Consider the following 13,227-nt stretch of genomic DNA (forward strand, 5'->3'; position numbering starts at 1 on the left):
CCGCCCGACGGGTCACCAGTTCCCGCCGTCGGCGATCCGCGAGCAGACCGACTTCATCGCTTCCAGGTACCTGGTCACGGACTTCTTGGCGATGGGGTTGTCCGGGTACATGACCTCCATGACCGTGCCACCCTCGTACCGGAACACGTAGATGGTCAGCTGGTAGGAGTACCGGCCGTCGGAGTAGATGCCGATGTTGTTGGCGTACCCCATCTCGGTCGCCGCAAGAATTGTGTTGAGCGGGGCCGCGCCGCCATGCAGAAAGTTCGACACCGGGAAGTTGGGCCGCGGCCAGTCCAGCCACGGTGCCAGCTCAAGCACGCGGTAGTACGGAACCCGCGCCATGTTCAGGTTGCCGTCGAACGATTCCTGCGCCGACCAGGCGGCTTCGTTGAAGGTCGCGGCAGCGATCGGCACGGTGATGGGCACCAGGCCGGTGAACCAGCCCTGCGTCATGAAGTTGTCCGACGTGCGCCGGGTGTCCCGCGGCGTGAGGCCGTAATACGTTGCGGCACCGGTCAATTCGTGCTCGACCTGGGCCATGCACGCGAACAGGCCACCGACGAACCGGGCGCCGGCCGACTCGCAGGCGGCCTCGAACCGCGCCGTCTGGTCCGGGTCCAACAGTGATTCGCCGACCATGTCGCCGACCGACGGCTCCATGGCGTTCCCCAGCGGCAACGGGAACTCCGGCATGCTGTTGTTGTTGTTCTCAGCAAACTCGATCCAGGCCTGCACCTCGGGCGAGTCGACGGTCAGCGCCGAGGTGCGCTCGTGCTCCCGGACGCACCATTCGTCGAAGCTGCCGGCGTCCGGCAGAGCAAACGCTGAGCCCCCTGTTGTCAATGCTGTGTACCGGCCATGAGCCTCCAGCATGGTGATGCCGATGAGCGCAGCATCCCCGTGGACGTGATCGATGGCGGCGTAGAAGTTGAAACTGTCTTCGCTCTGCACGATGCCGAAGGAGAAGCAGCCCCACTCCAGTGGCGTCGGGATGTCCACCAGATGCTTACGGACGTCTTCGACCGCCAACTCACCGTGATCGACGGGCTCGAACTCGAGGTCTTCGGGATCGGTCAGGGTGTGCCGGAGGATGTCACCGGCGTCGGTGTACTCGAACCAGCTGCGGTAGGTGTCGTGCCTGCGCAGATAGGAGTTGAGCGCCTCGTTCATGGCCGCGATATCGCACTGACCAGGAACTTCGCACGTCGCGATGATCTGCCGGGAGTACTCGAGGCCCGAGCCGGTGCGCTCGACGACGCCGCGGATGTGCTGGCCCTGCATGTAGCTGACCGGCACCGAACTCACAGGTGCCTGCCGGGCTATTTCACTAGCCGTCTCGGTCGGGTGCCAGGAGGTCAGAACACCTGGGATCGGCGTCCAATCATCGATCTTTCCGATCGTGATTTTCCCGATGCGCAATTACTTTCCTCCCAGGTCTGGACACACTGAGGCCCGGCAACGCTGTTGGCGTCATCAACATACCCCGGCAACCTTTGCCGGCGCCGTTACGCCTGGTGGGACGGTCCTCGCTGACCAATCACCACCGCTGCGCATAATCCTCGTGCTTCAGCAACCTACATGTAATACTGGCCCGCAGAAGATGAGCTGGCCGTGGCCGTTCGGAAGATCAACTGGCCGAGGCCGTTCAGTAGATCTGCCGACCAGTCGATAGGGCCGGCCCTTCGCACATAATTTCTGGCGCTGAACACGGTCTCCTGCATGGGACCGGACGTCACCGGCAAACGCGGGAGGACAACTTTTTCATGGCAAGGATCGAAGCTCCGGAAACGTCCAGCTTTGCGATCGTCGGCTACGCCGCGCGCTTCCCCGGAGCCACCGACGCCGAATCCTTCTGGGAGATGCTGAGCGAGGGCCGGGACGCCGTATCCGAGGTGCCCCAGGACCGGTGGGACGTCGACGAGTTCTTCGATGCCGACCCGGACGCCCGCGGCAAGATCATCACCCGCCGCGCCGGCTTCCTCGACGACGCCGTCGGCTTCGACGCACCGTTCTTCGGGGTGTCAACCCGCGAAGCCAAGATGATGGACCCGCAGCAGCGCCTGCTGCTCGAGATGGCGTGGCGCGCGGTCGAGCACTCGGGCACCGCCCCGTCTGCCCTGGCCAACACACAGACCGGTGTGTTCATCGGCCTGGCCACCCACGACTACCTGGGCATGGCCTCGGGCGATCTGACCTACCCGGAGATCGAGGCCTACATGGCCATCGGCACCTCGGGCGCCGCGGCCGCCGGCCGCATCAGTTACCGCCTTGGCCTGCAGGGTCCGGCCGTCACCGTCGACACCGCATGCAGCTCGTCGCTGGTGGCCGTCCATCAGGCCTGCCAGGCCCTGCAGCTCGGCGAGTGCGACCTGGCGCTGGCCGGTGGCGCGAACGTCATCCTCAGCCCGGCCACCATGATCACCTTCTCGCAGTCGCGCATGCTGGCCCCCGACGGCAAGTGCAAGACCTTCGACGCCTCCGCCGACGGCTACGTCCGCGGTGAGGGCTGCGGCGTCATCGTGGTGAAGCGGCTCGAGGACGCCATCCGTGACGGCGACCGGATCCGGGCCGTCATCCGCGGTAGCGCCATCAACCAGGACGGCGCCTCCGGCGGCCTGACCGTGCCCAACGGCGTTGCACAGCAACGGGTTATCGCCGAAGCACTGGAACGCGCGGGCCTGACACCCGGCGACGTCGGCTACCTGGAGGCACACGGCACCGGCACCTCGCTGGGCGACCCCATCGAGGTCCAGGCCGCGGCCGCGGCCTACGGCACCGGACGCGACGCGACCGATCCGCTGCTGATCGGCTCGGTGAAGACGAACATCGGACACCTGGAGGCCGCCGCCGGCGTCGCCGGCATCATCAAGGTGATCCTGTCGCTCGAGCACCAGGAACTGCCGAAGCACCTGCACTTCACGAACCCGTCGCCGCACATCCCGTGGGACCGCATCCCCGTGAAGGTCGTCGACGAGGCCACCACCTGGGCACGCGGTGACCGGCCGCGCGTCGCGGGCATCAGCTCGTTCGGCTTCTCCGGCACGAATGCCCATGTCCTGCTTGAGGAAGCGCCTTCCTCGATTCCCTCGGACAGCCCGGTCGAGGAGCCCGACGACCGGCGCTTCATGGTGCTGCCCCTGTCTGCGCGGACCCCGGCCGCCCTGCTGCAGTCCGCCGAGGACTACCGCGGCTGGTTGGCCGCCCACCCCGAGGCCACCCTCTCGGACGTCTGCATCACCGCGGGTGCGGGCCGCGCCCACTTCGAGCACCGCGCCGCGCTCGTGGTGAATTCCCTTGAGTCCGCACGTGAATTGCTCGGCGCGCTGGCCGACGACCGTCCGGCGCCGGGCCTGGTGCGCGGAACTTCCGCGGACAAGCCGAAGACCGCCTGGCTGTTCCCGGGACAGGGCAGCCAGTTCGCCGGCATGGCCAAGGAGCTGTTCGAGACCGAGCCGGTCTTCGCCGCGACCATGGAGCAGTGCGCTGCCGCGGTCGCTGACGTCCTCGAAAAGCCGTTGCTGGATGTCATTTTCGACGACGGCCCCGGCGCCGAGGAGGCGCTGCGGCAGACCAGCTACGCCCAGCCGGCGATCTTCGCGGTCGAGATGGGCCTGGCCCGGCTCTGGCAGTCGTGGGGCTTCGAGCCCGACGTGGTCCTCGGCCACAGCGTCGGGCAGTACACCGCGGCCTGTGTCGCCGGCGTGTTCAGCCTGGAAGACGGTATGCGCCTGCTCGCCGAACGCGGCCGGCTCTTCGGCAACCTGCCCGCGGGCGGCCGGATGGCGGCGATCTTCGCCGCGCCCGAGCGCGTCGAGCGCCTCACCGATGAGTACCCGAGCCTGTCGGTCGCCGCGTACAACGGCGCCAACACCGTGCTCTCCGGTCCCGGCGCCGACCTGGAACGTGCTGTCGCCGGGCTGTCCGGAGACGGTGTCCGCTGCGACTGGCTGGAGACCAGCCACGCCTTCCACTCGGCGCTGCTCGATCCGGCGCTCGACGAATTCGAGTCGTACGCAAACCAATTCACGTTCAACGCACCGCAGCGGATGCTGGTGTGCAACCGGACCGGCGACACCCTGGGCCGCACCGCGAAGCTCGACGGTCAGTACTGGCGCCGGCACGCACGTCAGCCCGTCGAGTTCGCCAAGGGCGTGGAGACGCTCGCCAAGCTCGGCTGCGCGGTGCTGCTCGAAGTCGGCCCGCAGCCGGTGCTGACTGCCGCGGCCCTGCGCGCCTGGCCCGACCCGGCGACCGCGCCACGGGCCATTGCGTCGTTGCGCCGCAAGGGCGCTGACCACCGGCAGATCACCGAGGCGCTGGCCACCACCTACACCGTCGGTCACCTGCCCGACTTCGCCGCGGTGCGGCCGGGCTCGACCCACAAGTTCGACCTGCCGACGTACCCGTTCCAGCGCAAGGCCTACTGGTTCACCGACGAGCGGATCACGCCGACGTGGAACTTGCACCAGACCGGTGGCGCCACCACTGAAGCCGTCCAGCTGCTCCAAGACGGCCGCATCGACGAGCTCGCCACCCTGCTGGGCGGCGTGGCCGGGGACATTGCCGGCAACCAGTCCACCATTGATGTCCTGAACAGGTTTGCCGCGCAACACAACCGGCAGCGCACCGCGCAGTCTGTAGCGGATGCCCGGTACGAAATCCGCTGGGAGAAAGCCGCGGCTGGGTCCTCTTCGGAGATCGGCGAAGGCTCGGCGTGGGTCCTGATCGGTGACGACGCTGAGGTGCTCGAGCCGCTGGCCGAGGCCCTGACCCGGCTCGGCCACCGGCACCGCATCCTCGGACTGCCGGGTTCCGACGCCGACGAGCAGCAGCTGGCAGCCGACCTGCGCGCGGCCGTCGAAGACGAGCCGACGCTGCGCATCCTGCACGTCGCGGCCCTCGACACCGATGCCGCCTCGATGCAAGCGGTCCTGCGCATGCAGCACCGCATCCTCAGCGGCACGCAGCGCCTCTTCCGCGCGGCGGCCACCGCCGAACTGCGGGCACCGATCTGGGTGATCACGCGCGGCGCCCAACGGGTTACCGACACCGACACCGTCGCACCGGAGCAGACGAGCCTGTGGGGCTTCGGCCGCTCGGCCGCGCTGGAGTACCCGCAAGTGTGGGGCGGCCTCGCCGATCTCACCGAAGGCAGCGCCGACGAGTGGGCACGATTGATCGCCCAGGTGGTCGCGGCCCAGCGCGGTGAGGACCAGATCGCGCTGCGCGCCGAGGGCGTGCACGTGCCGCGCCTCGTCCGCCGGACCGGGCAGCCGAACCCGACACAGCTCGAATTGCGTGCTGATGCAACCTATCTGGTGACCGGCGGCCTCGGGTCGCTCGGGCTGGAGATCGCGGAATACCTAGCCGCGCACGGTGCAAGGCAGCTGGTCCTGACCAGCCGGCGCGCGCCGAGTGAGGCCGCGCAGCAGCGCATTTACGCGCTGCGCGAGCAGCACGGCTGCGAGGCCCGGGTCATCACCGCCGATGTCGCGAATCCGCACGACGTCGCCCGGCTGATGTCCACCCTGCGCGCCGAGCTGCCGCCGCTGGCCGGTGTCGTGCACGCGGCCGGTGAGAACAGCACCACTCCGCTGGCCACCCTGGAGGGCGCCGAGCTGGAGCGCGTGTTCTCCGGAAAGGTCTGGGGTGCTTGGTATCTCAGCGAGGCGGTCGCCGATCTGAAGCTGGACTTCTTCCTGTCCACCTCATCGATCTCGGCGGTGTGGGGCAGCTACGGCCAGACCGCCTACAGCGCGGCCAACGCGTTCCTCGACGGCTTGACCTGGCGCCTGCGCGAGCAGGGTGTGCCCGGCATGAGCGTCAACTTCGGTCCGTGGTCCGCCGGTATGGCCGACCCGGACGCCCGCGCCCAGCTGGAGCGTCGCGGCGTCCGCACTCTGTCCCCTACCGACGCCCTGACCGGCATGGCCGACATCCTGGTGGCCGGCGGCTCCCCCGCGGAAGCCGTTGTGGCGCGGATGGACTGGGCCAAGTTCCTGCCGATCTACTCACAGGCCGGCTCGCGGGCCCTGCTGGCCGAGGTGGCCCGTGAGGTGCCCGAGACCGCGGGAGCTTCCGGCGCTGTGGGTGCGTCCGGGAACACGCGCCTTGTCGAGCAGCTCATCGCCGCACCGGTGCAGCAGCGCAAGAAGCTGGTGCTGGAGTACCTGCGCGACGCCGTCGCCGAGGTGACGCGCATCGAGGCCGCCGAGATTCGCGAGGAGACCGGTTTCTTCGACCTCGGCATGGACTCGCTGATGGCTGTCGAACTGCGTCGCCGGCTGGAACAGGGTGTCGGCAAGGAACTTCCGGCGACTCTCGCCATGGACCACCCGCGGCTCACCGACGTCGCGGACTACCTGCTCAGCGACATCCTGAACCTCAACGAGAAGGCCGGTCCGAAGGCCGTCACCGCGGTCAAGTCGCTCGCCGCGGCCGACGAACCCATCGCCATCATCTCCGTGGCGTGCCGCTTCCCCGGCTCGCCCGACCCTGATGCGTTCTGGCGGGTGCTGTCCCAGGGCGTCGACGCGATCAGCGAGATTCCCGAGGACCGCTTCGACGTCGACGAGTTCTACGACCCCGACGCCATGACGCCGGGCAAGATCTATACCCGCTCCGGCGGCTACCTGGAAAGCGTCGACACGTTCGATCCCGAGTTCTTCGGCATCTCGCCGCGCGAGGCCGTGTGGATCGACCCGCAGCAGCGGCTGATGCTCGAAATCGCCTGGGAGGGCTTGGAAAGAGCCGGGTACGCCCCGTCATCGCTGCGCGGCAGCCGCACCGGCGTGTTCGTCGGCGTCGGCGCCAACGAGTACTCGCACCTGTTGTCGGGCGGCTCGGTGGAGAACCTCGAACCGCACTTCATCACCGGTAACGCGCTCAACGCCATCGCGGGCCGCGTGTCGTTCACGCTGGGCCTGGAAGGGCCGGCCATGGCGGTCGACACCGCCTGCAGCTCGTCGCTGGTGGCCGTGCACCAGGCCACGCAGGCCCTACATTCGGGCGACTGCGACATGGCTCTGGCCGGTGGCGTCAACGTGCTGCTGAGCCCGGCGTCCATCGTCGCCGCGTCACGCGCCCGCATGCTGGCGCCCGACGGTCGCTGCAAGACGTTCGACGCCGCTGCCGACGGCTACGTCCGCGGTGAGGGCTGCGGCGTCCTGGTCCTCAAGCGGCTCAGCGATGCGCAGCGCGACGGGGACCGCATCGCCGCGATCATCCGCAGCAGCGCGGTCAACCAGGATGGTGCGTCCAGTGGCTTGACGGTGCCCAATGGTGGTGCACAGCAACGGCTCATCAACACGGCCCTGAGCCGGGCCGGCTTGACCGGTGGCGACGTCGACTACCTGGAAGCGCACGGCACCGGCACCCCGCTCGGTGACCCGATCGAGGTCCAGGCCGCGGCGGCCGCGTACGGTGCGGGCCGCGACCCGAACCGGCCGCTGCTGATGGGCACGGCGAAGACCAACATCGGTCACCTGGAGTCGGCCGCCGGCGTCGCCGGTCTGGTCAAGGTCGTGCTGTCGCTGGAGCACGAAATGCTCCCGCAGACCCTGCATTTCAACAAGCCGTCGCCGCACATTCCGTGGGACTCGCTGCCCGTGCAGGTGGTGGACAAGCCGATGCCGTGGCACACCGACGGCCGCCCGCGCCGCGCCGGCGTCAGCTCTTTCGGTTTCACCGGCACCAACGCGCACGTGCTGTTGGAAGAGGCCCCGGTGGTGACCGCCGATGAGGACACCGACGAGATCACTGCGGACGACGCGACCAACGCCCCTGCCGCCGAACCCATCAGCGTGCTGCCGCTGTCAGCCCGCTCGGCGCAGGGCCTGACGGCGCTGGCGCAGCGGTACCGCGAGTGGCTCGACGAGCACCCCGACGCCTCGATCGCCGACGTCTGCTTCACCGCAGGCTCGGGGCGTTCGCACTTCGAGCACCGCGCCGCGGTCGTCGCGAACACCGTCCACGACGCCAAGAACCTGTTGGAAGACCTGGTGGCGAACAAGCTACGGCCGGGTGTGCTCAAGGGCGAGTGCGCCGACCCGCCGACCACCGCGTGGTTCTTCCCCGGTCAGGGCAGCCAGTATCCGGGCATGGCCCGCGAATTGTTCGACACCGAACCGGTTTTCGCCGACGTGGTGCGCCGGTGCGCAGAAGCAGTGGACCCGATCCTGCCGCGCCCCCTGCTGGAGGTCATGTTCGGCAACGATCGGGAAGCGGCAGACACGCTGCGCAACACCGCATTTGCGCAGCCCGCGATCTTCGCCGTCGAGATGGGCCTGGCCCGGCTGTGGCAGTCGTGGGGCATCGAACCCGATGCGGTGCTGGGCCACAGCGTCGGCCAGTACGCGGCGGCCTGTGTGGCCGGGGTGTTCAGCCTGGAGGACGGCGTGCGATTGATCGCCGAGCGCGGCCGGCTGTTCGCCAGCCTGCCGGCCGGCGGCCGCATGGTGGCGGTGTTCGCCGATCCCGAGTACGTGGAGCACGCCGCCGAGGCGTTCCCGCGGGTGTCCATCGGCGCCTACAACGGCCGCAACACCGTGCTGTCGGGTCCGGGTGAGGATCTGGAGCAGATCGTCGCCGCCTGCAGCGAGGACGCCACGCGCTGCACCTGGCTCGAGACCAGCCACGCCTTCCACTCGGAGCTGCTGGACCCGGTCCTCGACGAATTCGAGTCCTTCGCAACGCAGTTCCAGTTCGCGGTGCCGACCCTGCCGCTGATCTGCAACCGCACCGGCGCGGTGCTCACCGCCGAGACGCCGATGAACGCGCCGTACTGGCGTCGGCATTCGCGTCAGCCGGTGCAGTTCACCGAAAGCGTCAAGACCGTCGCGGCGCTGGGCTGCTCGGTGCTGATGGAGATCGGCCCGCAGCCGATCCTGACCGCGGCCGCCCTGCAGTGCTGGCCCGAGTCTTCGGAGACCCCGCGGGCCATCGTGTCCCTACGCAAGGGCGCCAACGCACAGCGGCAGATCACCGAAGCGCTGGCCACCACGTACATCACCGGACACCGGCCTGATTTCGCGGCCAAGAATCGCGGTCAGCGGGTCGAACTGCCGACCTACCCGTTCCAGCGGCGCCGCTTCTGGCCCAAGACCGCGAATGTGGCGGGTATGAGCTCCGGCGGCTCTGCCGCCACATCCGGAATCCTGGGCAGCGCAAAGGATCTGGCCACCGGCGACACGATCTACAGCAACGTGCTGTCGGTCAAGACACAGCCCTGGCTGTCGCACCACGTCATCTACGGCACCGTCGTGGTGCCTGGCGCGACATATGCGGCGATGGCCCTGGCCTCGGTCGGAGCACCGGCGCGGGTGAAGGAAGTCTTCTTCTACGAGCCGATCATCCTGCCGGACAAGGCGGCTCGCGAGACGCAGCTGACCATCCGCTCCCTGGAGGGCGGCGAAGGCTGGAAGTTCCAGGTACACAGCCGACCGAACGGGGTTCGCGAAGCCGAGTGGTCGTTGAACGCCGACGGCACCCTGCTGGCCGGTGCCAGTGAAGCGGACGCCTCGGACGATGTCGCCGGTTCGATGGAGGATGTCGTCGAGCGCATGGAGCGGCTGCGTCCGCAGCAGCTGTTCGAGACGTTCAACGACATGGAATTGGCCTGGGGCCCAACGTGGTCCACGTCGCTCAAGTCGTTGTGGGTGCGCGACGGCATGGCCATCGGAGACGTGTCGGTCGGCGACGAACTCGCCGAGCACCTCAGCACCGAGCCCATCCATCCCGTGCTGCTCGACCTCTGCACCGGTGTGGCCTTCCCGGCCTTCCCGGCGCTGCTGGCCGCCGAACATGGCATGCACGACCTATTCCTGCCGCTGCGGTACGGCCAGGTCGAGCTGCGCGACAAGATGCCCCGGCGGTTCTATGCGCGGGCGCGCTGGCACACCAGCGAGCTGACCAACGAGACGCAGGTCTTCGACATCGACTTCCTCGATCGCGACGGCAAGCGGCTCGGCGGCATCACCGAGTTCACCGTGAAGCGGGCGCCGCGTGAGGCACTGCTGCGCGGGCTCGGTGGCGACACCACCCGCCTGCTGTACACGCTGGGCTGGCAGGAGGGCGCAGCACCGAGCGCTGCGGACGAGGCAGAGACCAAGACCACCGGTACCTGGCTGATCGCCGGCTTCAACGAGTTGGCGGCCGGTCTGCCCGGCGCGGTCACGCTCGATCAGACAGTGGATGCCGCCGCCTGGCAGCAGGCGATCGCGGCAGCCGCCGAAAGCGGCTCCCCGGTCACCGGAATCGTCTGGCGCGCTTCGGGACAACAGGACGCCGACATCGCGGCGCGGCTGGAGTCCGAGGTCGGCACCGTGCTCGGGGCCATGCAAACCGCCCTCGCCGAGGAAAAGCTGAACCTCACCGGCGGACTCTGGATCGTCACCGAACGCGCGGTGGCGACCGAGCCCGGCGAGCCCGTCGACCCGGTGCAGGCCGCGCTGTGGGGCCTGGGCCGCACCGTCATCAACGAGCAGCCGACCCTGCGCCTGCGGCTCGTCGACCTCGACGATGCCGACGACAACGCCACCAACTGGCTGACCGGCATTCTGGGCACTCCGGTGACGGAGTCGGAATTCGCACTGCGGCAGGGCAAGTTCCTCGTGCCGCGGCTGATGCACTGGGCGCGCAGCGGCCACCTGCCGATGCCGCGCTCCGACGATTACGTGCTGGCTCCCACCGAGCGTGGTGCGATCGACAACCTGCGGCTGACCGAGAAGGACGTGACGCCGCCCGCGCCGCACGAGGTGCAGGTCCGGATCGAGGCTGCCGGCCTCAACTTCCGTGACGTCCTCAACGTGCTGGGCCTCTACCCGGGTGATCCCGGGCCCATCGGCGGTGACCTGTGCGGTGTCATCACCGAATTGGGTTCGGAGGTGACGAGATTCGAGGTCGGCCAGCGCGTCTTCGGTTCCATGCAGGGCGCCTTCTCGAGCCGCCTGAACGTGCCGGAGCAGTTGCTCGCGGTGGTGCCAGAGGGCGTCACCCCGGTCGACGCGGCGACGCTGCCCGCGGCGGCGCTGACGGTCCGGCTCGCGTTCGACTGGGCGCAACTCAAGCCGGGCGACCGCGTGCTGATCCACGCCGCCAGTGGTGGTGTCGGGTTGGCGGCAGTGCAGATGGCGCGCCAGAAGGGCGCGATCGTCTTCGCCACCGCCAGCACCTACAAGCGCGCGACGCTGCGCAAGATGGGTGTCGAGTACGTCTACGACTCGCGCACAACCGATTTCGCGGACCAGATTCTCGCCGACACCGACGGCGAGGGCGTGGACGTGGTGCTCAACAGCCTGACCAACGAGGGCTTCGTCGAGGCCACGGTGCGGGCGACCGCCCGGGGTGGCCGGTTCGCCGAGATCGCCAAGCGCGACATCTGGACCCCCGAGCGCATGGCGGAAGTTCGCCCGGACATCAACTACGAGATCGTCGCGCTCGACGTCACGATGATGACCGACCCCGCACACATCCAGCGCCTCATGGAAGAGGTGTCGGATGGCTTGACCAAGGGCGAGTGGACGCCGGTGCAGGCCGAGGTCTACCCGCTGACGGAGGCCAAGACCGCGTTCCGCCGGATGCAGCAGGCCCGGCACATCGGCAAGATCGTGGTGCAGATGCCGAAACCGCTGCAGCCGCACGGTGATCGGAGCTACCTGGTGACCGGTGGCCTCGGCGCGCTCGGTCTGCACACCGCCGCCTACCTGGCGCAGTTGGGTGCCGGCGACATCGTGCTGACCAGCCGGCGGGAGCCGGACGCCGACGCGCAGCGCGCCATCGACGCGATGATGGAGCGCTTCCACTGCCGGGTGCACGTCTTCTCCGGCGACGTCGGCGACGAGTCCTCGGTTACGGCGTTGCTCGACCGGATTCGCACGGAATTGCCGCCGCTGGCCGGCGTGGCCCATCTGGCGGGTGTGCTCGACGATGCCCTGCTCCCCCAGCAGGACCTGGAGCGCTTCCGGAAGACTCTGGGCCCCAAGGCCTTCGGCGCCTTGCACCTGCACAAGTTGACGCAGGACGACGATCTCGACTTCTTCATCGTCTACTCGTCGGCGTCAGCGGTGCTGGGTTCACCGGCGCAGGCCAACTACGCCACCGCCAATGCACTGCTCGACGGACTCGTCGCGCATCGCCGGGCGCTGGGTCTGCCGGCGACGGCCGTCAACTTCGGCCCGTGGGGCCGCGGCGGCATGGCCAGCTCGCAGGCAGCCACCGCCAACCTGAGTGCGCAGGGCATGATGCCGCTCGAGCCCTCGGCGGCCCTGGCCGCGCTCGGCGAGGTCATCCGGCATGGTGCCGCGCAGGCGACGGTCCTCAAGGCCAACTGGCAGCGGGCCGCGAAGATGCTCGGTGGCATCCGACCGCCGCTGCTCGATCAGGTGTTGCCGACCAGCGACGCGGCAGCCACCGGTGACAGCGAGCTGCTCCGTCAGCTGCAGGAGATTCCCGACGCCCAGCGCGCCGGGTTCATCACCGAGTTCCTGCAGAAAGAGGTGCAGGGCTTCCTGCGCCTGGCGCAGCCGCCCGCCGCGACGAGCCGGTTCCTGGATCTGGGCACCGACTCGCTGATGGCGGTCGAGCTCCGTAACCGGTTGTTCGGGCAGTTCGGCGGCAAGTTCGACATCAGCCCGACGGCGATCTTCGACTACCCGACCCTCGGCGAACTCGCCGGGCACCTGGCGTCACAGCTGCCGCCGTCGGATGTACCGGAGGCGCGGGCTGAAGAGTCGAACGAGACACCTGCAGCCGCGACCACGAGTGAGCCCGAGGCAACGGACTGACGTCACGAATGTGTAGGGGTGTGCACACGATCTCGCGGTGCACACCTCTCACTTCTGGTATGTCTCTCGCCGCAGGTCGTCCGCAACCGGCTGCCACGTCGGGCCCGGCTGCACCGCTTGGTTCACAAATCGACCCCGCGGTTATTGACGTTCGTAGATATAATCGCTCCCACGATGCAGCTCCTAATCGCTCGTCGGCCACGCCAAGGGAGTCAGCCACGGCTACACGTCAGGGGATTTCGCGAAACTCTGCACCGGGCCCGCCTGCGCAGGGAAGATGGTGGAGCCCTCGGCTTCGACCAGATCCCGCTGGGCCGAACAAGTGAGGTCGATGCGGCGTCTCGCGGCATTCGCCAGTGCCATGTGCTTCGTACTCACGGTCGCCTGTTGCGTCGCGGTCGGAAAGCCAGAACCGGCCCGTTCCGCGTGCCCTCCAAACCAA

The 13,227-nt window shown here is 68.6% G+C and carries 3 protein-coding genes; 1 reads left to right on the forward strand and 2 read right to left on the reverse strand.

Annotated features, from left to right (window positions below):
• Nucleotides 1-12: 12 nt before the first annotated feature.
• Nucleotides 13-1,422 (reverse strand): condensation domain-containing protein, encoded by a 1,410-nt coding sequence (locus TL10_RS12545; protein ID WP_043985906.1) that lies wholly within the window; start codon nt 1,420-1,422, stop codon nt 13-15.
• 344 nt (nt 1,423-1,766) lie between these two features.
• Here TL10_RS12545 and TL10_RS12550 point away from each other — a divergent pair, with 344 nt between their 5' ends.
• A complete protein-coding gene (locus TL10_RS12550) occupies nt 1,767-12,785 on the forward strand; it encodes a type I polyketide synthase (protein ID WP_043985907.1) in 11,019 nt (3,672 codons plus the stop codon).
• A gap of 222 nt (nt 12,786-13,007) precedes the next feature.
• Here TL10_RS12550 and TL10_RS31250 read toward each other — a convergent pair whose 3' ends face one another.
• Nucleotides 13,008-13,163, reverse strand: coding sequence for a hypothetical protein (locus TL10_RS31250; RefSeq protein ID WP_156127369.1), 156 nt, complete (start codon nt 13,161-13,163; stop codon nt 13,008-13,010).
• Between the last annotated feature and the right edge of the window lie 64 nt (nt 13,164-13,227).

The organism is Mycolicibacterium llatzerense (genome assembly GCF_000878195.1).
In the GTDB taxonomy this organism is placed as follows: domain Bacteria; phylum Actinomycetota; class Actinomycetes; order Mycobacteriales; family Mycobacteriaceae; genus Mycobacterium; species Mycobacterium llatzerense.